The 23,795-nt window shown below is 66.6% G+C and carries 23 protein-coding genes and 1 pseudogene; 17 read left to right on the top strand and 7 right to left on the bottom strand.

Going from position 1 to position 23,795, the window contains the following annotated elements; all coding sequences use genetic code 11:
* The first annotated feature begins 3 nt into the window (after positions 1 to 3).
* The 3 genes from JOF56_RS41405 to JOF56_RS41395 are packed head-to-tail and all read left to right on the top strand — an operon-like array spanning position 4 to position 2,519.
* Entirely contained in the window at positions 4 to 582 is a 579-nt protein-coding gene (locus tag JOF56_RS41405; RefSeq protein ID WP_209645057.1) for a maleylpyruvate isomerase N-terminal domain-containing protein, read from the top strand.
* A 16-nt stretch (positions 583 to 598) separates the two neighbouring features.
* Positions 599 to 1,726 (top strand): cupin domain-containing protein, encoded by a 1,128-nt coding sequence (locus tag JOF56_RS41400; protein WP_209645056.1) that lies wholly within the window; start codon positions 599 to 601, stop codon positions 1,724 to 1,726.
* Positions 1,727 to 1,781: 55 nt separating this feature from the next.
* Positions 1,782 to 2,519, top strand: coding sequence for a class I SAM-dependent methyltransferase (locus JOF56_RS41395; RefSeq protein WP_307855483.1), 738 nt, complete (start codon positions 1,782 to 1,784; stop codon positions 2,517 to 2,519).
* Between the two features lie 10 nt (positions 2,520 to 2,529).
* On the opposite strand, the gene JOF56_RS41390 is transcribed toward JOF56_RS41395, so the two are convergent.
* Positions 2,530 to 2,988 carry a MarR family winged helix-turn-helix transcriptional regulator gene (locus tag JOF56_RS41390; protein ID WP_209645055.1) on the bottom strand — a complete coding sequence of 153 codons (459 nt, stop codon included), beginning with the start codon at positions 2,986 to 2,988 and terminating at the stop codon, positions 2,530 to 2,532.
* A 63-nt stretch (positions 2,989 to 3,051) separates the two neighbouring features.
* On the opposite strand from JOF56_RS41390, the gene JOF56_RS41385 reads away from it, so the two are divergent.
* Positions 3,052 to 3,420, top strand: coding sequence for a VOC family protein (locus tag JOF56_RS41385; protein ID WP_209645054.1), 369 nt, complete (start codon positions 3,052 to 3,054; stop codon positions 3,418 to 3,420).
* Positions 3,421 to 3,616: 196 nt separating this feature from the next.
* The gene (locus JOF56_RS41380) at positions 3,617 to 4,600 is read left to right on the top strand and encodes a hypothetical protein (RefSeq protein ID WP_209645053.1); all 984 of its coding nucleotides are present in this window, start codon (positions 3,617 to 3,619) and stop codon (positions 4,598 to 4,600) included.
* Between the two features lie 57 nt (positions 4,601 to 4,657).
* Here the strand turns inward: JOF56_RS41380 and JOF56_RS41375 are convergent, their stop codons facing one another.
* Positions 4,658 to 6,316, bottom strand: coding sequence for a sigma-70 family RNA polymerase sigma factor (locus JOF56_RS41375; RefSeq protein WP_209645052.1), 1,659 nt, complete (start codon positions 6,314 to 6,316; stop codon positions 4,658 to 4,660).
* 125 nt (positions 6,317 to 6,441) lie between these two features.
* Positions 6,442 to 7,284 (bottom strand): substrate-binding domain-containing protein, encoded by an 843-nt coding sequence (locus JOF56_RS41370; protein ID WP_245380657.1) that lies wholly within the window; start codon positions 7,282 to 7,284, stop codon positions 6,442 to 6,444.
* A 24-nt stretch (positions 7,285 to 7,308) separates the two neighbouring features.
* Here JOF56_RS41370 and JOF56_RS58600 point away from each other — a divergent pair, with 24 nt between their 5' ends.
* Positions 7,309 to 7,446 (top strand): hypothetical protein, encoded by a 138-nt coding sequence (locus JOF56_RS58600; RefSeq protein WP_245381306.1) that lies wholly within the window; start codon positions 7,309 to 7,311, stop codon positions 7,444 to 7,446.
* Here JOF56_RS58600 and JOF56_RS58595 read toward each other — a convergent pair.
* Positions 7,420 to 7,515 (bottom strand): annotated as a pseudogene (locus JOF56_RS58595) (DeoR family transcriptional regulator); the annotation flags it as partial. The gene JOF56_RS58600 and the pseudogene JOF56_RS58595 sit on opposite strands and share 27 nt — an antisense overlap.
* A 144-nt stretch (positions 7,516 to 7,659) precedes the next feature.
* On the opposite strand from JOF56_RS58595, the gene JOF56_RS41365 reads away from it, so the two are divergent.
* Genes JOF56_RS41365 through JOF56_RS41335 form a run of 7 tightly spaced genes read left to right on the top strand, consistent with a single transcriptional unit; the run spans position 7,660 to position 17,101 of the window.
* Positions 7,660 to 8,958, top strand: a complete 1,299-nt coding sequence (locus JOF56_RS41365) for an ABC transporter substrate-binding protein (RefSeq protein WP_209645050.1) — start codon at positions 7,660 to 7,662, stop codon at positions 8,956 to 8,958.
* Positions 8,955 to 9,881 carry a carbohydrate ABC transporter permease gene (locus tag JOF56_RS41360; RefSeq protein WP_209645049.1) on the top strand — a complete coding sequence of 309 codons (927 nt, stop codon included), beginning with the start codon at positions 8,955 to 8,957 and terminating at the stop codon, positions 9,879 to 9,881. The genes JOF56_RS41365 and JOF56_RS41360 overlap by 4 nt, the downstream gene beginning before the upstream one ends.
* Before the next feature lie 47 nt (positions 9,882 to 9,928).
* Positions 9,929 to 10,738: a carbohydrate ABC transporter permease gene (locus tag JOF56_RS41355; RefSeq protein WP_209648780.1), complete on the top strand. Its 810-nt coding sequence runs from the start codon at positions 9,929 to 9,931 to the stop codon at positions 10,736 to 10,738.
* The gene (locus JOF56_RS41350; protein WP_209645048.1) at positions 10,735 to 11,751 is read left to right on the top strand and encodes a hydroxyacid dehydrogenase; all 1,017 of its coding nucleotides are present in this window, start codon (positions 10,735 to 10,737) and stop codon (positions 11,749 to 11,751) included. The genes JOF56_RS41355 and JOF56_RS41350 overlap by 4 nt, the downstream gene beginning before the upstream one ends.
* Entirely contained in the window at positions 11,751 to 13,676 is a 1,926-nt protein-coding gene (locus tag JOF56_RS41345) for a DUF2264 domain-containing protein (RefSeq protein ID WP_245378586.1), read from the top strand. Before JOF56_RS41350 ends, JOF56_RS41345 begins: the two co-directional genes overlap by 1 nt.
* Before the next feature lie 12 nt (positions 13,677 to 13,688).
* Complete coding sequence (locus tag JOF56_RS41340; RefSeq protein WP_209645046.1) at positions 13,689 to 15,149, top strand: glycoside hydrolase; 1,461 nt, start codon at positions 13,689 to 13,691, stop codon at positions 15,147 to 15,149.
* A complete protein-coding gene (locus JOF56_RS41335) occupies positions 15,146 to 17,101 on the top strand; it encodes an RICIN domain-containing protein (RefSeq protein WP_209645045.1) in 1,956 nt (651 codons plus the stop codon). The genes JOF56_RS41340 and JOF56_RS41335 overlap by 4 nt, the downstream gene beginning before the upstream one ends.
* An 81-nt stretch (positions 17,102 to 17,182) precedes the next feature.
* Here JOF56_RS41335 and JOF56_RS41330 read toward each other — a convergent pair whose 3' ends face one another.
* Entirely contained in the window at positions 17,183 to 18,082 is a 900-nt protein-coding gene (locus JOF56_RS41330) for a S1 family peptidase (protein WP_209645044.1), read from the bottom strand.
* A gap of 222 nt (positions 18,083 to 18,304) precedes the next feature.
* On the opposite strand from JOF56_RS41330, the gene JOF56_RS41325 reads away from it, so the two are divergent.
* The 4 genes from JOF56_RS41325 (at position 18,305) to JOF56_RS41310 (ending at position 21,482) form a co-directional block, all read left to right on the top strand.
* The gene (locus tag JOF56_RS41325; protein ID WP_209645043.1) at positions 18,305 to 18,805 is read left to right on the top strand and encodes a ribbon-helix-helix protein, CopG family; all 501 of its coding nucleotides are present in this window, start codon (positions 18,305 to 18,307) and stop codon (positions 18,803 to 18,805) included.
* Positions 18,806 to 18,871: 66 nt separating this feature from the next.
* The gene (locus JOF56_RS41320; protein WP_209645042.1) at positions 18,872 to 19,714 is read left to right on the top strand and encodes a DUF4097 family beta strand repeat-containing protein; all 843 of its coding nucleotides are present in this window, start codon (positions 18,872 to 18,874) and stop codon (positions 19,712 to 19,714) included.
* Positions 19,715 to 19,737: 23 nt separating this feature from the next.
* Positions 19,738 to 20,691, top strand: a complete 954-nt coding sequence (locus tag JOF56_RS41315) for an ATP-binding cassette domain-containing protein (protein WP_209645041.1) — start codon at positions 19,738 to 19,740, stop codon at positions 20,689 to 20,691.
* Complete coding sequence (locus tag JOF56_RS41310) at positions 20,691 to 21,482, top strand: ABC transporter permease (RefSeq protein WP_209645040.1); 792 nt, start codon at positions 20,691 to 20,693, stop codon at positions 21,480 to 21,482. The genes JOF56_RS41315 and JOF56_RS41310 overlap by 1 nt, the downstream gene beginning before the upstream one ends.
* Positions 21,483 to 21,489: 7 nt before the next feature.
* Here JOF56_RS41310 and JOF56_RS41305 read toward each other — a convergent pair whose 3' ends face one another.
* Together JOF56_RS41305 and JOF56_RS41300 are read right to left on the bottom strand one after the other, a co-directional pair.
* Positions 21,490 to 23,094 carry a peptidoglycan D,D-transpeptidase FtsI family protein gene (locus JOF56_RS41305; RefSeq protein WP_209645039.1) on the bottom strand — a complete coding sequence of 535 codons (1,605 nt, stop codon included), beginning with the start codon at positions 23,092 to 23,094 and terminating at the stop codon, positions 21,490 to 21,492.
* An 88-nt stretch (positions 23,095 to 23,182) separates the two neighbouring features.
* Positions 23,183 to 23,746, bottom strand: coding sequence for a dihydrofolate reductase family protein (locus JOF56_RS41300; protein WP_209645038.1), 564 nt, complete (start codon positions 23,744 to 23,746; stop codon positions 23,183 to 23,185).
* Positions 23,747 to 23,795: the final 49 nt, after the last annotated feature.

Here is a 23,795-nt window from a genome sequence, read left to right as displayed (position 1 = left end):
GAAATGTGGAATCGCTGGCACATCGCCGGCCGGCGGATGCCTGCCGAAATGTGGACGGCCGGATCCGGTCTGGGCGATTGGACGGTGCGTGAGCTGTATGCCCACGTCAGCCGGGGTGTGTCGACATTGGCAGACCTCATCGCGCAGCCTCTGTGCACCGACGAGCCCGAACTGTCCGACGCGGCCGCCTACTTCGCCGCACTGAGGCCGTTGGGCAAGCAAGGCGCTGCCCAGGTCGCGCAGGCAGCCAGGATATGGGCTGCTGAGCGAGCTGATGAGGTTCTCGTCGAAGCCTTTCATGGCCAGGCAGGCAGGGTTCTCGCCGCACTGTCTGTGAATGGGAACAACGTGGTGCGCAGCATCGCGGGCACGATCAGGCTCTCGGACTTCGCGGTGACGAGAATCCTCGAAGCCACGGTGCACTTGCTCGATCTCGGCGCCGTGGTCGCACACGCTGCTGGTCCCACTCCCGATGCATTGCACCGCACTGTGGACGTGCTGACGGATCTTTTCCCGCCTGCCGACTTCGTACTCGCCGCCACCGGTCGTTCGTCGTCCGTGGTGCTGCCTGTGCTGACCTGAATGGAAAAGGAGCACGATGTCTGTTCACCCTCAGCTCGAGCCAGTCTCCGAGCGGGCGCGATGGCATCTGGGCGGCCTGCTCACGATCAGGGCCGCCGCTGGGGACACGAACGGTGCGATCGCCGTGGTGGAGGAACGCGCCCTTCGCGGATACGCCACACCGCCGCATGTCCATGGCCGGGAAGACGAGACTCTTTTTGTCATCGACGGCACCCTTGAGTGCACAGTGGACGGCGTCACCGGAACGGTCACGGCAGGCTCGGCGGTACACCTGCCGCGGGGACGGGCGCACCGGTTCGAGGTGACGTCCGAGAAGGCGCACTTCCTGGTGATCATCACGCCGGGGGGTTTCGAGGAGTTCTTCCAAGAGGTGAGCCCCTCCGCGGCGGCTGCCCGGGTACCCGAGGCGCACGACCACGCGCGCACCGACCCGGCTCAGATGGTTCAGGCTGCGGCAGCACGTGGGACAACGGTGTTCCGCGATCACGAGACGGCCGCGCTTTTCGCTGCTCTGACGGTCTTTCGTTCGGACGACCGAGCGGAAGTCCTGCAGGCCTACCGAGACTTGGGCGCCGCGCTGGTCGAACCGGCGCCGTTGCCGGCGTGTGCGGGTGAGGTGGCTGACATGCTTGTCGACACCGTGACCGAGCGGTTGCCTGCCGATTCGCTGCACGCCCGTGCCTTGATATTGCTGGGGATTCTGGTCGAGCGGCACGGCATCGACGTGGCTCGCTGGGACAAGGCGATCGCGCGCCTGCTGCGGACGATCGGCCCGGAGCTCGACAGTGCGGCGATTCTCGCCATGGCCTATCTGCTGGCGCATTTTCCCAGCCACAGTGCGGCGGTGCTGGACGCGCTGCGCCCGGCCGAGCTGCCCGAAGCAGACTTGCAGCGGCTTGAACGTTGCCTGGCGCAGCCCGACTTCACGAGCGCCGAGACGCACAGCCGGATCGGCCGGGTCTGGCCGTCACCTGCACTTTGGCAGCTCGACACCGGTGAACGGGAGCTCGACGAAACCTGGCGGGCCGGCCTTCGGCTGGATGCCGGGACGGCAGGAGAGCTGTGGGAATCCGAAACCGTCGCGCTGCTGGCGTACATGGGCGCCAAGGCCGACCACGCCGTAGAACGGAACGAACATGCTTGACCTGCTGCACGAACGGTTTCGCGGTGTCTTCGCCTGCCCGACATGCAGGTGTCCGGTGGCGGCCACCGATGACCGGCTCGCCTGCCCGGAGTGTGATCGGGTCTTCGGCTCCGGTGCGGGTTACCCGGACTTCGCACCCGAGGTGCGGATGAAACCCGGCCTGGGGCCGTTCTACCTACAGGATCCGCTGCACGTCACCCGGTACGAATCCGAGACACGGGTGGCATTCCTCAACCTGATGGGCGCCAACTGGGAGAACGGTCTCACGCCGGAAGGCGAGGACGACTACCTGCGCACCATGATCAGGCCGGTGGACGGCCCGGTGCTTGACCTTGCCTGCGGTGCGGGGCGGTGGACCCGGACCGTCATGGCGCACGTGGGGGAGTCCCGCGTGATCGGCCTCGACCTCAGTGTGGCCATGATCGACTTGGTCCGGGCCCAGCTGCCCGGCCTCTGTGTCGTGCGCGGCACCGCTTCGCAGCTGCCGTTCACCACCGGTTCGCTGGGTGCGGTGAACTGCTCCAACTCGCTGCAGCTGTTTCCCGATCCGCGGGCGGTCCTGCAGGAAGTCGGCCGGTGCCTGCGCATCGGCGGGACGCTGACGGCGTTCACCTTCCGGCAGGCCGAACGTGCCACGTATCGCCATTTCCAGCGACGACACGAGCAGACCTTCAACGTGCGTGCCTTCCGAGTGGACGAGCTTGTGTCCTGGCTGGTCAGTGCGGGCCTCGAACTCGTCGACCTCCGATCACCTGCCAATACGCTGCTGTTCACGGCGCGACGGGCGGGTTGACGGCTCGTCGCTATGCGCCGTCGTTGCCCTCGCGCAGGGAATGGATCATCTTCTGCAGGATCCGGAACGCGCCTGACTGCTCGGCCTCGGTCATCCCGGCCAGCATTCTGACCTCGACGGACCGGACCGCCACGGTCGCCTTCTCCAGGCTCCGCCTGCCGCGAGGCGTGAGCCGTGTGGGAAGAACTTTCCCGACGGGTGCCTCGGTGGGCCTGGATACGTAGCCATCTCGTTCCAGGGCCTGGAGCAGCACGTTCATCGACTGCCGCGTCACGAACGCACCCCGCGCGAGCTCGGAGTTCGACAAGCCCGGTCGTTGCGCCAGCAGCTCGAGGCAGGCGTAGTGCGTCACGGTCATCCCGAGTGGCCGCAGCACCTCCTCCATGGCTGCCCGCAGGACGCTCGACGCCTCTTTCAGCAGGTAGCCCAGTGACGTCTCCAGGTCGACGCCGGCCCCGTCTTGACTCATGTCAGTATTCTGACATAGGTTGAGCCATGTCAGAAGACTGACACGCAACGAAGGAGTATCGCCATGCCCGCCCTCGGCCCCGACTTCATCTCGCTCCAAGCACGTGATCTCGCCGCTTCGCAGGCGTTCTACGAGCAGTACCTCGGCCTCGTCCGCTCGCAGGCCGGGCCTGCGCACGCCGTCGTCTTCGAGACCAAGCCGATCGCGTTCGCACTCCGCGACGTCATTGCAGGCACGGATCTCTCATCCGTGGCTCAGCCCGGCATCGGCGCCGCGATCTGGCTGCACGCCACGGACGTCCAGGCCATTCACGATGCTCTCGTCGCCGACGGTCACACCATCGTCTCCGCGCCGATCGACGGCCCCTTCGGCCGGACATTCACCTTCGCCGACCCCGACGGCTACCAGATCACTCTCCACGACCGCGCCTGACAAGCCGTACGCCGCAATTGCGATTCTCTTTCCGGTCACCACAAGAATCCTGCAAGGTCTGCCTGCGCCGAATGGGATAAGTTGACGTTCGCCCCCGGCCGCCGCGAGAAGCGGCGTGCCGCACAAATATGGCGGAATGTTCTCGGCTTGTATCCTGGAGGCTGGCTTGAGAAAAACCCTGTCCCTGCTCGTCGGAATGACAATGATAATGCTGGTCGTCCTTGTCTCGCCGGCCACGGCAGCCACAAGCGTCACGTTCCAGCCGAGGACCGTTCTGGGGCCGGGCGTGCCCCAGGACGGTTCCAATGATCAGAATATCGTGGCGCTCGGGTCGATCTCACTGGACATGTCCAGTACGCAGACGGCTTATGTGGTGTCGGTGATGCGGGTGAACTCCGCGACCATTCGTACGCTCTTCGACAACGAGATCGTCTGCAAGTGGGCGGGCGGCAGCAAGAACATGGTGATGGGCCAGAACGTCTACCAGAAAGGCGGCGGCAACCCACAATGGGAGGACGTCACCCTTACTACCAGGTATCTGGTGCATCCAGGTGTCACGGGCGTGGTCACCTGCACCGCCTATATCAGGACCGCCTCTCTCGGCTATGACGATTCGACGGTCGATCTGGTAGGTGGATCGCTGCGGTTCGCGGACGTCTCTGTCGACAACACGGCCGCGGGCGAACCCATTCAGAGCAGCGTTCCCCGTGGGCTGCTGAACGTCAATTCCGCGACGCCCATTGTCCGGCAGCCCGCAATGCCGATGTTCGACACAGCGGCGGGGTTCTCGGGTCTGAGTGTGTTCGGCGATACCGAGTACATGGTCTGTCACCCAGGCAGTTCCTGTGACAAATCCGGCTCGTCCACCGCCCGGTTCACGCTTTTCGTCAACCAGTGGAAGGCGGACGGCACGGTGTGCCACAGCGATTCGTCGGCGTCGGTGACCAAGGCGGTGCCCTACTACGTCCACCATATCTTCGTTCCGTTGAACAAGCCGGATTTCCAGGTACGGACGGACTCCGGTTGCATTCCGCGATTCAATGCCTACGTCCTGGTGGAATGGCTGTCCGGGGAGACCGGCGCGGTGCAGGGGACCGCGGTCGGCCTCACCGACTCGCGAGGGTCGGCAACCAAGCACAACTCCGACATGAGCCACGTCTTCGCGGTTGCATACAAGTAATCAACCTACGGGCACGGATGACCGGCGTCATGTGTGCCCGTAGGTCCACTGTGGACTTCACTTCTTCGGTGTGATGGTGACCGGTATCTCGATCCGTAGCGGGACAGCGGAGTTCGTGGTGGCGGTGATCGTGCCGCCCGTCGCCTTGGGGCCTGCGAGCAGCCGGAAGACGAACGTCACCGAGTCGCCCGGGGCCAGTTGCGGGCTGGCCGGGCAGACCACAGTGTCCTTGCCCGCCGGGCAGCCAATGGTCTGCTGCGCCGCGTTGAGCCGCAACAGCGGCCCACTGAGCAGGTTGTTGCCGGGCCCGACGAGCTTGATGTCATCGGGCAGGGACAGCGTCAACGTCGTGGGCGGCGCGGGAGCCGAACCGGTGTTGCGAATGGTGATGGGCACCCTGGTGGGCGGACCGCCGGTGGACGTGGTGAAGCTGCCGGGAGCGGTCGGCGTCAGGGTCGGTGCCCCATTTCCCGCGCTCGTCGGGTTTGTCGTGCCCCCCGGTGGGGCGGCGCTCGGCCCGCCCACAGACGGCCCCACGGAAGGCCCCAGAGATGGCCCAGTGGGGGCGCCCGTTCCAGATGGCGGTGCGGTGCCCGTCGGGGTGGCGGCGGGCGAGCCCGACTGTCCGGTCGGCGCCGTTGTCTGACCGTTGGTGCTCGACGCGGGCGGGTCGACGACGGACGTGGGCCCGATTGCACTGTTCGGCGGGGTAGTCCCCGACGCGACGGCAAAGACCACAGCCGCCGTCGAGGCCGCTGCACCAAGCCAGGGGAGCACTGTGGTGGAAGTGCTGGCAGCGAGCGACACGGTTGCGCCCGCCTTGCCCGCGCTCGCGGCCAAGTAGCCCGCGGCACCGGCGCCGAGTACGAGAGGCGCGACAACACCGCGCAGCGTTCCGTTGACGTCAGCCAATTCGGCCGCCAGGGCACGGCAGTCGGCGCACTTGTCCAGGTGCGCCTCGACCTGGGTGGTCTCGCGTCTGGAAAGACCGCTGCGAGTCCAGGAACCCAGCTTGGCGGCAGCGGCGCGGCAGCGCTCGGAAGGGTGGTGCACCACGTGCGCCTGCAGGTAGGCCTTCCGCAGGCCCTCACGCGCCCGGTAGGCCATCGCGGAGACGCCGTTGCTGGTCAGGCCGAGCAGCGGCGCGACCTCGTTGGGTGACTGGCCCTCGATCGCGGTGTGCCACAACACGGTCTGCCAACGCTCGGGCAGGCTGGCGAACGCCTTGACGGCAAGCGACCGGTCCAAGTGGGCCACTGTCGTGTCGTGGAAAGGCAGCCTGTTGATCCGCTCCGCGCCGGAGACGGCCTCCATGTCGTCGACCAGTTCGAGCTTGCGGTCCCGACGAGTCTTGTCATAGGCCGTATGACGCAACGCGGTGAGCAAATACGCACGGAAGGCCGTGTCCGGACCGCCGCCCGCGCGCAACGTGGTGAGAACCTTGGCGAAGGCTTCCGACACAAGGTCGTCGGCCTCCATCGGAGACCTGGACAGCTGACGTGCCAGGTTGTTGGCGGCGTGCACATGGCGCGCGTAGAGCTGGCCGTAGGCCTGGACCGCCCCGCCCCGCACAGCTTCGATCAGGTCGGCGTCGGAGGCCACCGGCGAGTTCGCGCTGTCGGCCCTGGACAACGGCTCATCAGGCGCGTCCCGGCCGAGAGCGCGGTCGAGTTCGGCGCGCATGGCCACCGAACCACTGGTCTGCCACCGCTCCATGTCGCGTTCATCGGGGTGCCCGAGCAACGGCCGCCCCCTTCTCGATGCCCAGTGATGAGCGGTCACCTTATCGGGGGACACGCAGGCGATGTATCAAGGGCGCCGACAAGTATTGCCGGCCGAAATCAGGCGATCGGCTGGGTGCCGCAGGATTCGCGCACTGTGAGGGTCGGCCACAGCACGATTCGGTGCACTGGGCGGTCGACGGGATCGCCGACGCGGGCGAGGGCGAGTTCCGCGGCGAGGACGCCGATGCGGTGCTTCTGAGGGCGGACGGCGGTCAAAGGTGGGTCGGACGCGGCTGCCACCTCGTCGTCGTAGGACACCACCGCGAGTTCGTCCGGTACTCGCATGCCCTTGTCCTGTGCACGTTCCAGTACTCCGATTGCCTCACGGTCCGCATGCACGACAAGGGCTTTTGTGTCCGAGTGACGGCATTGGTCGATTACGTCGTCGGCCGCTCGTGACCAGCCTGGGGAACCGTACGGCGGTACGTCCAGAACGGGAATTCCGGTGCCGGGGAGGCCGAGCGCCGCGATCGTGCTCCGCCATCCGGCGTGGATTTGCGGACTGTGCGGGCTTTCCGAGGAGAGCACCAGCCCGATCTTGTTGTGGCCGAGTGTCGCGAGGTGCCGTACGGCGAGGCCTGCGCCGATGGCGTGGTCGGTGACGGCGGCGTCCAGCGGGATGGTGGGCAGTTCCGGTGGTGGGAGGCGTTCGACCAGAACGACCGGGACACTGAGTCCGCCGAGCCAGCGCAACAGGTCGATGCCCGCGCGGCCGGCCACGGTGGGTGCCACCAACAGGGTTTGCACGCCTCGGTCGAGTAGTTCCATGGTGCGCCGCCGGTCTTCGATCGGGTCGTAGCTCGACGCGCGCAGGAGCAGTCGTCCGCCGGTGATCGCGATGGCGGTCTGGGCGCCCTGGATGACCGTGGGCCAATAGTACTCGACTGACGGGGCGACCATGCCGACTAGAATGTTAGCGCTAACATGACCGACGAGCGAGTGTGGGCCTCGGTGTGGCTGGGGCGATTCGGTTCGCCGCGGCAGAGTGATTCCCCCGTGGACGCGTACCACGAGTCCACGGTCGGCCAGCACTGTGACGTCGCGACGGACGGTCACCGCTGACACCGCGAGCAGGCCGACCAGATCCGCCAGCCGAATGGTTCCGTGGGCCCGCACGGCGCTCAGGATCATGTCCCGGCGTTGGGACGCAAGCTTCGGGTTCTCCCGCGGCATTCTTCGGTTCCGTTCGGTCTTGAGCGTTTCTGATCGTTTCGTTGACCAGTGACTATGCCAGAGAGTGAGGTGTTGCTCACCACAGCTTCGAGAGGATCGGCAATGGAGCTTCCTCGGCGCACGTTCCTGCGTGCCTCACTGGCGATGGGCGCCGCCGGACTGGCCGGCGGGTGCTCGTCCTCCGCCGCTCCGCCAGGCGCGACACGGGTACGTCTGTGGTCGTGGCTCACCGGCATGGATCGCTACGTCGCGGCTTTCAACGGCGCCCAGCGGGATGTCTTCGTCGAACTGCGGACGATCGCGGCGGGCCTGTCCGGGGGCTACGCGCAGCAGACCAACGCGATCCGGGCCCACAACGCCCCGGACATCCTGCATGTGGAGTACCAAGGGCTGCCGCAGATCCTGCTCACCGGCGGGCTGCGGGACCTCACCGCAGACCTGGCCGGCCTCGGATCCGGATATTCGCCTGCCGCATGGCTCGGCACGCAGCCGGACGGCCGGACGTGGGCGGTCCCGATGGATCTGGCGCCGATGGTGTTCTACTACCGCAAGGACCTGTACGACAAACACGGCATTCCGGTGCCACGCACCTGGGACGAGTTCCGCGCCGCTGCCGACGCCGTCCGCAAGGTGGACGCGAACGCCAGGATCACCACGTTCCCACTCAACGACGGTTCCTTCTTTGCCGGGATGTGCTGGCAGGCAGGGGATCCATGGTGGCGGGCCGAAGGGGACACCTGGCAGGTCAATATCGCGGGGGAGGGAACGCTACGGACCGCGGCGTTCTGGCAGTCGATGGTCACCGGCGGCCTGGTCGCCGGGGTCAACCACGGGACGCAGGACTGGATCGCGGCGATGCACGACGGCCGGTTGTGGGGCCTGCTCGGTGCGTCGTGGAGTGTCGGTTCGCTCAACAGGTCCATTCCCAAGGACACCGGCCGGTGGGCGGTCACCACGATGCCGACCTGGAACGGCTTGCCTGCCAACGGCATTCAGGGCGGGACCGCGTTCGGGGTGTCCGCGGAGAGCGATGTTCCCGAAGCCGCCACGACATTCCTGCGATGGCTGAGCACAGATCCGGCGGTACCACGGATTGGCGCGCAGATCAGTACCCCCTTCCCGGCCTATCTGGCCAGCCGGGAAGTCGCGAAGGGCGCCTACAAGAGCGGCTACTTCCTCGGCGAGCCGGTCTACGACGTGCTGGAGGAGGCCGCGAAGCGAGTGCCGGAGTGGACGTGGGGACCGAACGCGCTGCGGTTGTTCTCCACGATCGTGGACAACTTCGGCGGCGTGCGGACCGGCGGAACCACGTTGCCCGACGCGATGCGGCGCGTCCAGGCGGCAGCGGTGGCGGACATGCGTGATCGAGGACTCTCGGTGCGGGAAGGAAGCAGGGCATGAGCGTTTTGGCGCCCCAGCGCGCACCTTCGAAAGCTGCTGAGCCGGTTGACCGGCAGCCTCGCCGCCGGGGTCATCTTGCCGGGCTGCTTCTCGCTGCCCCGTTCGCGATCCTGCTGCTCGGCACAGTGCTGGTGCCGGTGCTGTACGCGTTGTACCTGAGCTTGTTCACCGAACGGTTGTCCGGCCTGGGGTTCAATGGTCCGGAACAGGTCTTCGTGTGGCTGGGCAACTACATCGGCGTGCTGTCCGACAAGGCGTTCCACGGCAGTCTGGGCAACGTCGCGCTGTTCGTGCTGGTGCACATACCGATCATGCTCGGCGGTGCGCTGGTGCTCGCGTTGCTGCTGGACTCCGCGGTGGTGCGGCTGCGCAGGATGTGGTCGCTGGCCGTGTTCCTGCCGTACGCGGTGCCGGTCGTGATCGGCGGACTGATCTGGGCCTACCTCTACAGCCCCGGAATCGGGCCGCTCGCGGCGATACTGCCGTTCGACCCGCTCAGTGACGTGGGCATCCTGCCGTCGGTGGTCAACATCGCGACCTGGCAGTGGATCGGCTACAACATGATCATCTTCTATACCGCTTTACAGGCGGTGCCGCGGGACGTGATCGAGGCCGCGCACGCCGACGGCGCCGGTCCGGTGCGGGCCGCGCTGTCGATCAAGGTGCCGATGATCCGGCCGAGCCTGTTCGTCGCGCTGGTCTTCACAGTCATCGGTTCGCTGCAGTTGTTCACCGAACCGATGGTGCTGCGCGGGTTCACCGGTTCTGTGTCGAGCGCCTGGACTCCGAGTATGTACGTGTACGAGGCAGCGTTCATCGCAGGCGACTCCGGCCGTGCCGCGGCTGCCTCCGTGCTGCTGGCCGTGGTCTGCGCATTGCTGTCAGCGGTGGTCATGCGCGTGTCGTCGAGGAGGTCGCGATGAGTGCGTCTATTGTGGATCGCAGGTCCCGCTGGGTGTCCGTGCCTGCGGTGCACGTGCTGCTGGTGCTCGCCGCGCTCTACAGTGTGATTCCGATGGTCTGGCTGATCACCTCGGCGACCAAGACACTCGGCGACTTCTCCACCACCAGCGCGTTCGAACTGGGGGAGTGGAACCTCGGCGCGAACCTCACCGCACTGTTCCGCCAGGAAGACGGGGTGTTCCTCACCTGGCTCGTCAACTCCGCGTTCTACGCGGGCGGCGGTGCCATCGTCGGTGCGCTGATCTGTGCCGCGTGCGGTTATGCCATCGCCAAGACCAGCTTTCCCGGCCGTAAGGCCCTGTTCGCGCTCACGCTTACCGGAGTGCTAGTGCCCACAACGGCATTGGCCCTCCCGATGTATCTGCTGGCGTCCGAGCTGCGGATCGTGGACAGCGCGTGGGCGGTGTTCATTCCCCTGCTGACCAACCCTTTCGGCGTGTACCTGGCGAAGGTCTACGCGGACGCCGCTGTGCCCGATGAGGTGATCGAGGCCGCGCGGGTGGACGGTGCCGGGCATCTGCGCACCTTCTTCACTGTGGCGTTGCCGATGATGCGTCCGGGCGTGGTGACCGTGCTGTTGTTCCAGTTCGTCGGGATCTGGAACAACTTCTTCCTGCCGCTGGTCCTGCTCACCGATCCGAAGCTGTTCCCGGTCAGCCTGGGGTTGTTCCAGTGGAGCACGCGCCAGACCCTGTTCCCGCAGTACACACCGCTGGTCATCACCGGTTCACTGGTGGCGATCCTGCCGCTGATCGTGGCTTTCGTGGTGCTGCAACGCCAGTGGCGGGCGGGCCTGGCGGCCGGGAGCGTGAAATGAGTCCTCGCCACCCGGAGATCCTGCTGGTGATGAGTCCGGACGTGCTGCACCTGCAGTTCGGGGACGCTGAATTGAGCAGGCTTCGTGCGCTGGGGAACCTGAGCGAACCCGTTGCCGCCCATGAGCTCTCCTCTGAACAGGTACGCCGGAGGCTGGCGGATGTGGAGGTTCTGGTGACGTCCTGGGGCTGCCCGCCGATCGACGAGGACGTGCTGCGTGCCGCGCCGAAGCTCCGCGCGGCGTTGCACGCAGCAGGCTCGGTACGGCCGCACATCCGGGACGCCGTGTTCGACCGCGGTCTTCTGGTGACCACTGCCGCGCACGTCAACGCGGAGCCTGTTGCCCAGTACACCTTGGCGGCGGTGCTCTGGGCGTTCAAGAAGGCGCCGTTCCTGGCCACGGATGCTCGCCTGCATCGCCAGGACTGGACCTACCGTGAGCAGCGGGGCGAACTGTCCGGCCGGCACCGTACGATCGTGCTGGTCGGCTTCTCTCGCGTTGGCCGACGAGTCGTGGACCTGTTGTCCCGTCTCGACATCGGCCGGGTTCTGGTGGTCGATCCCGTGGCCGACCCCGCCGAGGTGCGTGCGTCGGGCGCCGAGCACGTCACTCTCGCGGAGGCGTTGCCGCAGGCCGACGTGCTGAGCCTGCATGCGCCCGCACTGCCGGAGACGCACCACCTCATCGGCGCGGCGGAACTCGCGGCACTGCCACCCTGGGCCACCTTGATCAACACCGCTCGTGGGTCCCTTGTGGACACCGAAGCGCTGGAGCAAGCCTGTGCGTCCGGCACACTGCACGCCATCCTGGACGTCACGGATCCCGAGCCGTTGCCCGCGTCATCACCGCTCTACGACTTCCCGAACGTGATGGTGACCCCGCACATCGCGGGCTCACTGGGATCGGAGACACGCGCCATGACCGCGGCGGTGCTGGAGGAACTGGAACGTTACGTCGTCGGGCTGCCCCCGCTGGCGCCGGTGACCCGGCACGAGCTGGCGGTGCAGGCGTGATGCCGCCGGAGGACCGAATCCGGTCCTCGTACACGGGGTGGACGCGGGAGCACTGGGTCGCCGTCGCGGACCGGATGCTCAACGCATTGGAACCTCACTGGTCGCCGTCCGGTGCCCGGATCGACTTGCCTGGACCGCCCAGTCGTAACGGCGTGGTGTCCGACGGTCTGGAAGGGTTCGCGCGTACCTTCATGCTCGCGGGGTTTCGCGTCGCAGGGGAGCACGGAGCCGATCCTGGCGGGCTGCTGGAGCGGTATGCCCGTGGGCTGGCCGCAGGTACCGATCCCGCGTCGCCGGAGGCCTGGCCCCGGCCGGACGAATTGGGGCAGGCCAAGGTCGAGGCGGCCTCCATCGCGTTGGTATTGCAGATGACCCGGCCGTGGCTGTGGGATCGGCTGGACGACGTCGTGCGAGAGCGGGTTGCCGCGTGGCTGGGCACGGTCGTGGGCCAGGTTTATCCGCCGATCAACTGGGTGTGGTTCCGGATCGTCGTGGAATCGTTCCTCCGTGAGGCCGGTGGGCCGTGGTCGGCTGAGGACATCGAGCAGGATCTCGCGGTGCACCAGTCCCTGCGCCGCGCTGACGGCTGGTTGAGCGACGGTCAGGAGCGTTCGTACGACCATTACACCGGCTGGGCGTTGCACACCTATCCGTTGCTATGGACGCATCTGTTCGACGTGACGGGCTCGCTGTGCTCGCAGGAACTGCGTGATCAGTGGTCTGCGGATCTGGCTCGTTACCTCGAGGACGCGGCCATACTGGTGGGCGCGGACGGCTCGCCACTGATGCAGGGGCGCAGCCTGGCCTACCGGTTCGCTGCTGCGGCACCGTTCTGGGTCGGTGCGCTCACCGGCACAGGCGGGCAGGAACCGGGCTTGGTGCGGCGGGTCGCCAGCGGCATGCTGCGGCATTTCGTGGACCATGGAGCGGTGGAGCCCGACGGTCTGCTGCGCCTTGGCTGGTACGGCGAGTGGCCGGCGATCCGTCAGTCCTACTCCGGTCCCGGTTCGCCGTACTGGGCCGCGAAGGGAATGCTCGGGCTGGCCGTGCCCGCAGATCATCCACTATGGACTGACACTGAGTGCCCGTTGCCGGTGGAGAAAGGCGATACGGCCCACGTGATCAAAGCACCTGGCTGGCTCGTCTCCGCCCGGCACGACACAGGTGTTGTCACGGTGGTCAACCATGGCACCGATCACGCGTTGCCCGGCGATACCCGGTCTGATGCGCCGATGTACGCACGCCTGGCATATTCGACAGCCACGATGCCGCCCTTGGTGTGCACCCAGCCGGTGGACAACTCTGTGGGACTGCTGGACGAGAACGGCCTGCTCAGCCACCGGGCCGGTTTCCGCACGCTGTTCCTGCGCGAACTGCCCGGTGGAGTGCTTGCCGGGGCGTCGTGCGGGACGGTGCGTTGGGTCGACACGAGCGCAGACGACTCACCGGACCATGGCTCCGGACGAACCGGGCCGGTCCGGCTCGGACCTTCGGTCCTGGTTGCCTCGGTGATCCGGGACGGCGTCGAGATCCGGCTGGCCCGTGTGGATGGTGAGACGCCGTCGCCCCTGCGGCTGAGTGGCTGGTCAGTGACTGGTGACCGCCGGCCGGACACCGAAGTCGAGGCTGGGCCGTGGATCGCTGTCAACGGCGTGACACTGCGCTCGGGTCTGTGCGGTCTACACGGGTTCGACCATGCCGGGGTCGACAATCACGCGGATGCCAGTCCGCTCGGTGCTTTTGCGGCCACTCCGTGGCTTGCCACTGCGGCATCCGTGCTGCCCGGTCACGTGCTGGTGGCCGCCGTTTGGCTGGACCGCGGTGGAGCGAGGCCTGCTATCCCGGTCGTCGCTGTCGAGCGGGACGTGATCTCCCTGCGGTGGAGCGATGGGCTCCACACGCAGGTCACCCTGCCGAATCCGTAACAGGAGGGTCTTATGGTCACACGCAGGACACTGTTGTCCGGCGCGGCCGCCGCAGTGGCGGGAACAACACTGGCAACAGGAACAGCACACGCGGACATGACCGTCGCTGTCGACCCCAGCGCCGACTATGGGCGTTGGGAGGGGTGGGGAACTTCGTTGGCGTGGTGGGCCAACGTGTTCGGTGACCGCGACGACTTCGCAGACCTGTGGTTCACCACCAAGACAGTCACCTATCGTGGAGCGTCCCTGCCGGGACTCGGCATGAACATCGCCCGCTACAATCTCGGGGCGTGCAGCTGGAACAGCGTCGAGGGCCAGGCCATGGCCGCCTCGCCGAACATTCCCAGGTTCAAGCAGATCGAAGGGTTCTGGCAGGACTGGCGTAATGAGGACCCAGGTTCCTCGGCGTGGAACTGGTCGGTGGACGGAAAGCAACGCGCGGCACTGGTCAAGGCGACCCAGCGCGGGGCGATGAGCGAGCTGTTCGCCAACTCGCCGATGTGGTGGATGTGCCTCAACCACAATCCGTCCGGCGCGGCGGACGGCGGCAACAACCTCCAGTCGTGGAACTACCGGCAGCACGCCGCCCATCTCGCTGAGGTTGCCAAGCGCGCCAAGGATTCCTGGGGCGTCACGTTCCGGACCGTCGACCCGTTCAACGAGCCGTCGTCGGACTGGTGGAAGGCTGCCGGCACACAGGAGGGCTGCCATATCGACGCGGGCGTCCAACGCACCCTGCTGCGGCACCTGCGTGACGAGTTGAACAAGCGTGGCCTGACAGGTACCTGGATCTCGGCGTCCGACGAGACGAACTACGACCTGGCCCGCACCACCTGGAACAGCTTCGACTCAGCCAGCAAGGCCCTGGTCAACCAGGTGAACGTGCACGGCTATCAAGGTTCGGGCGGCCGGCGCGACCTGTTGTACCAAGATGTGCGAGCGGCCGGGAAGGTGTTGTGGAACTCCGAAACCGGTGACGCCGACGGTACCGGTCTGACCATGGCCAGCAACCTCTGTCTCGACTTCCGCTGGCTGCACCCGACCGCGTGGGTCTACTGGCAGGTGATGGACCCGACCGCAGGCTGGGCGCTGATCCACTTCGACGGCAACACCCTGCAGGCAGGCAATGTCCAGACCAAGCTGTACGTCCTCGCCCAGTTCACCCGCCACATCCGGCCAGGCATGCGAATCATCGGCACGGACGCCGGAAACGCCGTCGCCGCATACGATCCAGCGGCGCGACGACTCGTCCTCGTGGCCGTCAACACCGGTTCGGCCCAGACGATCACGTTCAACCTCACCCGGTTCGGCACAGTTCCCAGCACGACGATCACGCGCTGGACCACTGTTACTTCAGGCAGCGGTGACCGGTACACCCAGCGTGTGGACATGCGTCCGGACGGCAAGCTGCTGCGGGTGCCGTTCGCGGCCGGAGCAGTGCAGACGCTGCAGATTGACGGGGTAGTCCAGTGACCAGGAAACTCGCCGTCGCGGTGGCGCTCACGCTGTCTCTTGGCGTGAACGTCCCGGCGCTGGCCGACGGGGTCACCATCCGGATCGATCCGTCCTACCAGCAGCCTGCCTTCGAGGGATGGGGCACGAGCCTGGTCTGGTTCGCCAACGTGACCGGCGGTTATCCCGAGCCGATCCGCCGTCAGCTGGTCGACATGCTGTTCGGCGAGGACGGGCTGAACCTCAACATCGCGCGCTACAACATCGGCGGAGGCAACGCGCCCGACGTCCGTAAGAACTACATGAAGGCGGGCGCGACAATGCCTGGCTTCTGGCAGGCACCGCCGGGAACCACGCGCGACGACACGCAGTGGTGGGACCCGGCGAACCCACAGCACTGGGACTGGACGGCGGACGCCAACCAGCGTTGGTGGGTGGACCAGATCAAGGACAAGGTGACGCGGTGGGAGGCGTTCAGCAACTCACCGCCGTGGTTCCAGACGGTCAACGGGTATGTGTCCGGTGGCTTCGACCCGAGCACCGACCAGATCCGGGCGGACCGCGTGGACCAGTTCGCCACTTATCTCGTGCGCGTCACCGAGAAGCTGGAACAGGCCCACGGCATCAAGTTCGACACCATCGCCCCGCTCAACGAGCCGAACACTCCGTACTGGGGCACACAACTGGGACCGGACGGGCAGCCCACCGGCGGACGTCAGGAAGGCGCACACGCAGGCCCGGAACTCCAGCAGAAGGTAGTTCTGGCGCTGGACCGTGCACTCGACACAGCGACAACACGCGCGACAGTGTCCGCAATGGACGAAACCAATCCGAGCGTCTTCACCCAGAACTGGAACGCCTACAGCGGTCCTGCGCGAGGTGCGGTCGACCAGCTCAACGTGCACACCTACGGCACCGATATGCGAACAAGCGCACGGGACATCGCCAAGGGCGCGGACCGGAACCTGTGGATGAGCGAGGTCGAAGGCACCTGGGGGACCGGCACCGACTTCACCGGTATGGAGCCGGGTCTCGGTATCGCCACCAGGATCGTCGAGGACATGCGTGAACTCGAACCGTCGGCGTGGGTGTTCTGGCAGCCCGTCGAGGACTCCGTTCCCCAGGCTCAGGCAGGCAAGAACTGGGGCAGCATCCACATCCCGTTCACCTGCACGGCTGCGGACACACCTCAGACGTGTCCCATCCGGGCCAACACGAAGTTCCACACGATCCGCAACTTCACCCACTACATCCGGCCAGGAGACCGCTTTGTCAAGGTCGACGACCCGTCGAGCACGGCGGCACTGAAGCCCCACGGTGTCGGCGCGACAGTGGTGCACGTCAACAATTCCACTGCCGCGCGCAACGTGACCTTGGATCTTTCCCGGGTTGGTGTCGTGACGTCCAGGGCATCCGTGACACCCGTGGTGACCAGCGCCGACGGCGCGCTCGTCCGAGGTACGCCGGTGCGGGTGAAGGACCAGCGAGCGACGCTTGCCGTCCCGGCGAAGTCGGTCACGACATTTCTGGTCGACGGCGTGGCCGGGGTGTCGCCGGACGCCGCCACCGTCAAACCCGGGCGCATGTACCAGCTGAAGGGAGTACAGAGCGGGAAGTCGTTGACGCCGAACGGCGACGCGTCGGGCGTGGTCATCCGCACGAGTGGGCAGGATTGGGCACTGCAGAAAGTGACCGGCGGAACCAGCAACCGTGAACGCTATGCGATCGTCAACGCGGCCAGTGGCAAGCAACTCGCGGTGCGCGCCAACGAAGTCGTTCTCCAGCCGCCGTCAGCCGATCCCAGCGCGCAATGGGTGATGTCCACGACCGGTGACGGCACCTGGACGTTCGTCAACGTGGCGACCGGCCGCCTGCTTGACGTCGCCGGCCAGTCCACTGCGGACGGTGCCCGGGTTTCCTCGTGGACACCCACGTCAGGGCCGAACCAACGGTGGATCGTGACCGGCCGGTGAGATCGCCTTGCCCGTGGGGCACCGGAGGTTTCTCCAGTGCGCCACGGGCTCGTCGGCGCTGGTGCGCGGGTCCATTGTGGATCAGTTGATCTGCGCGTTCACCGCATTCAGTGCGTTGGTCACCGGCTGGAAGAAGGTCACGCCGCCGGTCCGGCAGTTGCCGCCACCGCCGGAGGTCAGCCCGATCGCGCTGCCGTCCTGGGTGAACAGTGGCCCGCCGCTGTCACCTGGCTCCGCACAGACAGTGGTCTGGATGAGTCCGGTGACGGTGCCCTCGCGGTAGTTCACGGTGGCGTTCAGTCCGGTGACGCGGCCGTTGCGCAGCCCGGTTGTGCTGCCCATCCGCAACACCCGCTGGCCGACCCGGGCGTTGGCGGCCCGCTGGATCTGCACCGTCCGGCCGCCCCCGGTGTCGACCACGCTGGGCGCCTGGGTGGCGGTGTTGTTGTAGGTGAGCAGGGCGAAATCGCCGTTGCCGGGGAATGTCGCCTGCCGGACAGTGGCGGCCGGCCTGCCGTTGGGTGACAGCGACCATTGCCTGGCGGCGGTCCCGCAGTGACCTGCGGTGAGGAAGCCCGGGTTTCCGTTACTCGTGGTGACATTGAATCCGAGTGAACAACGCCCGCGTCCGGCGAAGATCGCGTCACCACCTTCGGCGAACAGCGTGAACTCCCCGGGTGATCGCTCGACCCGCACCCGGTTTCCCCCGGCTGAGCCGACAGCCGACATCAGGGTGTCCCACCTGTCGCCCTTGACGGTGCTGTCGGCGGTGACGACGACCTGGCCGGTCTCCGGGTCGGTCGCCCACGCGGTGCCGGGAATACTCGCCTGGCGCCTGAGCGTCTCAGTGGCTGTCGCCGGGGACTTGGTATTGGAGGCATAGGCCTGCGGAAGGGCGATCGCCGCCGCCGCTGCCGCGGTGACCACGGCAGCCGATGCCAGGATCTTCGTTCTGCTGATCCTCTTGTGTTGGGGGCGCATTTCGATGACCTCCGCACCAATCGATTGGCTCCTGCCCCCAGTACGAGCCGTTTCAGGTTCAGGGTTCGGCCTGTTCAACGACATTGGCCGATCGGATTTGAGCAATCCGCCGATCGTCTCGACTTCGTCCTCGGCACCGAAGCGAGCCAGGCTGAGCCAGTGTGGCATCAAACTGAGCCAAGATGGCTTGTATGTGGTGTCAGCATGTGTCATAGTGCTGCCATGGATCTGAGCCCGTACGTGGATTCCCTTGGCCGCGAGCTGCTGACAGTCGCCGAGAACAGCGGTGACAGCGCGCTGATCGAGCGGTTGACGGTGGCGATGGAGTCGGCGATCCGGCTCACGCTGCTCGAAGCGTTGTCGGCCGCCGCGGACGAGATCACCAGCGACCTGGCTCCCGGCTCGGTCCAGGTGCGGCTGCGTGGCCGTGACCCGAACTTCATCGTGACGCCTGCCCAGGCGGAGCAGCCGGTGGAAAGTGCGGCGCCGGTGGACAACGCCGTCACAGGCCTCGAAGACGGCCCCGCGGTGCGGATCAACGTCCGTCTCCCGGAGCCGTTGAAGGCCGCGATCGAGGAGGCGGCGGGCAAGGAAGGCCGGTCGCTCAACGCGTGGCTGGTCCGGGCCGCCGCGACCATGCTGCAGTCCTCGGAACACGACAACGGCTCGGGCAGGCAGCTCGGCAAACGCGGCGCACAGCGCTACACCGGCTGGGCGCGCTGACTCCTTTTTTACTTCACGGCCCCGACCAGCGGGGATGGTCTTCAGACTCGATTCGAGGGGACACCCATGCCTGTTTTCGATACTCCTGAACCGATTTCCGTCACGATCGACCTGAGCGCCGGCAATGTGCAGATCGCCGCGAGCGACCGGACCGACACCCTCGTGGAGGTACGCCCGACCGACGAATCCGACGAGTCCGATGTGGACGCTGCGCAGAAGACCCGCGTCGAGTTCGCCGAAGGCACACTGCTGGTTCGCGGGCCCAAGGGCCGCCCGCTCTCCCGCAAGACCAGGTCGGTCGACGTGCGGATCGAACTGCCCGTCGGCTCGCAGGTAGGCAGTGAGGTGTCGGTCGGTGACCTGCGTACCACCGGCGTGCTGGGGGAGTGCCGCCTCAAGGCCTCGGTCGGGCACTTCCGCCTCGACCAGACCGGCCCCCTGCGCCTGGACACCTCCGGTGGCCACATCACCGTCAACAAGATCGCCGGCAACGCCGAGCTCGCCACCGGCTCGGGACGTATGCGCATCGGCGAGATCGACGGCACCGCTGTCATCAAGAACTCCAACGGCGGCACCGAGATCGGCACGGTCACCGGTGAACTGCGGGTGCGCACGGCCAATGGCGACATCTCCGTCGACCGGGCGTTTACCAGGGTGGAAGCCAAGACCGCCAACGGAAGCATTCGCGTCGGCGAGGTCGTGCGGGACTCGGTCACGCTGGACTCCTCGACCGGCGACCTCGAGGTCGGCATCGCCGAAGGCACCACCGCATGGCTCGACCTGAAGACCAGTCACGGGCGAGTGGACAACGCGCTGGACGAGCTCAGCCAAGAACCGGACACCTCCGAGGAGACCGTCGAGGTCCACGCCCGCACCTCCTACGGCGACATCGCCGTCCGTCGTTCCTGACCAGACACTCGAAGGGCACTGCTATGACCACGTCACCCCCACCGGCGATCACGGCGACCGGACTGCGCAGGTCGTTCGGCGACCACGTCGTGCTCGACGGAATCGACCTGAATGTCCCCAAGGGCACCGTTTTCGCCCTGCTCGGTGCGAACGGCGCCGGCAAGACCACCACGGTCAAGATCCTGTCCACCCTGATCCGGGCCGACGGTGGCAGCGCGCGGATCGCGGGCCACGACCTGGTCGCCGAGCCCGACGCGGTCCGCGCCGCGATCGGCGTCACCGGCCAGTTCTCGGCGGTCGACAACCTCCTGACCGGCCAGGAGAACCTGATCCTGATGGCGGACCTGCACCACCTCGGCCGGGCCGCGGGCCGCCGCCGGGCCACCGAGCTGCTCGAGCAGTTCGACCTGGCCGAGGCGGGCGGCAAGGCGGTCTCGACCTACTCCGGCGGGATGCGCCGCCGGCTGGACCTCGCGATGACCCTGGTCGGCTCACCACAGGTGATCTTCCTCGACGAGCCGACCACCGGGCTGGACCCACGCAGCCGCCGCGGCATGTGGCAGATCGTCCGGGATCTCGTGGCGGGCGGCGTCACCATCCTGCTGACCACCCAGTACCTGGAGGAGGCCGACGAGCTCGCCGATCGGATCGCGGTGCTCGACCACGGGAAGATCGTCGCGCTGGGTACCGCGGACGAACTCAAGCGGCGTATTTCCGGTGGCCACGTGCTGCTGCGGTTCGCCGAACTCTGTGACCTCGAAACCGCGGCACGCGCCGTGGGCCAGGTGTCTCGCGACAGTGACGCGCTCGCCCTGCGCGTGCCACACGACGGCAGCCTCCGCTCGCTCAAGGCCCTGATCAACCGGCTCGACGAGAACGCGGTCGCGGTCGACTCCCTGAGCGTGCACACCCCTGATCTCGACGACGTGTTCCTCGCCCTCACCGGCAATCCCAAGAACGAGAAGGTGACCACCTGATGAGCACCATGGCGTACGCCCTGACCGACTCGGCGACGATGCTTCGCCGCAATCTCAAGCGAATGCTGCGCTACCCGTCCATGACGGTGCAGCTTGTCGGAATGCCGATCATCTTCCTGCTGCTGTTCGTCTACGTCTTCGGTGGCACGCTCGGCGCCGGGCTCGGCGGCATGTCCGGCGGGCGCGAGGTCTACGTCAACTACGTCACCCCGGCCATCATCCTGATGGCGATAGCCGCCGCGGTCCAGGGCACGTCCATCTCGGTCGCGATGGACATGACCGAAGGCATCGTCGACCGGTTCCGCACGATGTCCATCGCGCGTGTGTCCGTCCTGACCGGACACGTCATCGGCAGCCTCATCCAGGCGATGCTCAGCATCACGGTCATCATCGGTGTCGCGTTGCTCATCGGGTTCCGGCCGTCGGCGAGTCTCGGCGAATGGTTCGCCCTGGCAGGTGTGCTGCTGCTGATGAGCTTCGCGCTCATCTGGCTGGCGGTCGCGCTCGGCCTGGCCAGCAAGACCGTCGAATCGTCCAGCAACATCGGGATGCCACTGGTGCTGCTTCCGTTCCTCGGCAGCGGATTCGTCCCGACCGACTCGATGCCTGCCGGTCTGCGCTGGTTCGCCGAGTACCAGCCGTTCACCCCGCTCATCGAAACCCTGCGCGGCCTGCTGATGGGCACTCCGATGGGCAACAGCGCCGTCATCGCGCTCTGCTGGTGTGTCGTCATCGCACTGGGCGGATACCTCTGGTCGAAGAAGCTGTTCAACCGCGAATCCACGCGGTAGGCACCTGTTATCGGGGGAGCTCTGTGGACAGCGGCAGGCTGAACCGTTGCGTGAGGTACGAGGCGACGTTGCGGAACAGGGGAGCGGCCTCGATGGGCGAGTTCAGCGCGATGCCGATGACAAACCGGGGGTTGTCCGCGGGCAGGATGCCGGCGATGGTGACAGGGGTTTGAGCGTCGCCTGGTCCGGTCATGGCGGCGATCTGGTAGCCCGGGATGCCTGCCGAGGCGGTCGCCCGGAGCTTGGCTCGTAGCGTGGCGGCAGTGTTTTCACTGACTACGCGGACGTTTTCCGGGGCGGGTTGTTCGTGACGGGTGCCGTCACTGTTGATGATCGCCTTGATGATTCTGGGCGGTACGCGGACGCCTTCATGGGCGATGGCCTGATACATCGAAGTCGTCTGCAGCGTGGTTGCCGACAGGCCCTGTCCGATCGCCAGTTCGTCGAGTGTTGTGGCCGACCAACCAGCACGGTCTGGTACTGATCCTGCGTTCTCGCCGGGCAATCCGGCGCCTGTGCGGGTACCGAGCCCGAAGGCGTTGAGCATCGCGGCGTATCTGTCGGGCCCGACTTTCCTGGCCAGAGTCACGGTACCGACGTCTGACATTTCGACGATGTCGTCCGGGCCGGCGATCTGGTGCTCGATCACGGCCGCCGCCGTGACCAGCTTCTGTACCGCTCCTGGTTGCTGGGGCACGGTGGCGGCCGGGACTCCGGTCGCTTCGGAGTTGCCCAGGCCGAAAGGTCCATGGGGGTCGCGCGGATCGAAGTTCTTGGCACCGGCCAGGGCAAGGATTTCCGCGGTCCGCGCGTCCAGGACCACGATGCTGCCCCCGGTCGCGCCGGTACTCGCCACATACTCGGCGAGCTGGCGTTGGGCGTTGTACTGGATGTCGGAGTCGAGAGTGAGCTCGATGCCGGCACCGTTCTTGGCAGGGCGCAGATCGCGTTCCGTCCCAGGGATGACGACGCCGTCGGCGCCTCCGTCGACGTCCGCCGTCACGCTGCCCGGTTCACCAGCCAATACGGTGTCCCGCGCGGCCTCCAGGCCGAACCAGCCGTGCATCAACCCGTCAGGGCTGGCTGCGTGCCTGCTCGCATATCCGAGGATGCTCGAGGCGAGTGTGCCACCCGGATACTCGCGTCGTATCCGGGTCTCCACACCGATCTCGCCCTTGTAGTCCCTGGTGATCTCCCGTTCCTGCGCCGGATCCACGTCGGCAGCAAGGTAGGTGAACTCGTTGCCGCGCATCCGGGCCAGCAGTTCGGGCTCGTCGACCTTGTCGTGCAGGACCGACTCGAATCTCGCAGCGATCGCGGCTGTCCTGGCGCCGAAGTCGATGCCGGACTTGGCGTACCGGGCCCGCATCGCCTTGGGCGACCAGGACAGTGCTTTCGTGGTCACGCTGAACGCGAGTTTTCCCCCAGTCCGGTCACGGATGTCACCGCGAACCGACGGCACACGCACCTGCTGGGTCCGCTGCCTGGCAGCCTTCTCCGACAACGCCTCAGCCTGGAGAACCTGCACCTGGACAAGCCGTACCCCGGCGGCAAGCAACACGATAACCAGCACAACCCGAACCGACCGCACCCGTAACCGGTGGTCCACCATCGCAGCTCCCCAAGAAGATCAGCACCTGTAGATCATCATCTTCTCAGGAACGCGCCCGCCGAATGGCTTTTCCGCGCGCTGCCCAGGGTCAGCCTGTCACCTGGTAGCGCAGGAGTGCGGCGTTTCCCTTCTGCTCGACGGAGTTGAGCTGGAGGCCGGTGGATCGGGTGCGGTCGGTGAAGAGGCGTTGCCCGGTGCCGAGCACGGTTGGGAACACCATGACGCGGTACTCGTCGACGAGGCCGTGCTCGGCCAGTGTGTGTACGACGCTGATGCTGCCGGTGGTGATGATGTCCTGGCTGGTCTTGTGGCGGCGGACGGTGGTGATCAGGTCGTCTTTGATCAGCGACGAGTTCTGCCATTCGTCGGTGCTGGTCAGTGTGCGTGAGGCGACGAGTTTGGGGATGTTGTTCATCTTGGCCGAGAACTCGTCGCTCCGGCCCGGCCAGATCTTGGCGAACAGCTCCCAGGTTGTGCGGCCGAGCAGCATGAGGCCGGTGTCGAGCAGCGACCCGAGCTGGAACTTGTCGCCCGCCACGGCGTCCGGGCCATGCCGGAAGGCCCAGCCGCCGCCGGGCGTCGCGCCGGATCCGTCCGGGTCCTCGACGACGCCGTCCAGGGTGGTGAACTCGATGACGATCAGGTTGCCCATGGTGAACTCCTCATCCGGTTGTCCTGCGTAGGTACATACCGGCGGGAGC

Origin of the sequence: Kibdelosporangium banguiense (assembly GCF_017876405.1) — a bacterium.
Taxonomy (GTDB): domain Bacteria; phylum Actinomycetota; class Actinomycetes; order Mycobacteriales; family Pseudonocardiaceae; genus Kibdelosporangium; species Kibdelosporangium banguiense.
Note: the sequence above shows the minus strand (reverse complement) of the source record. Positions and strands in the feature narration are given on the sequence as shown.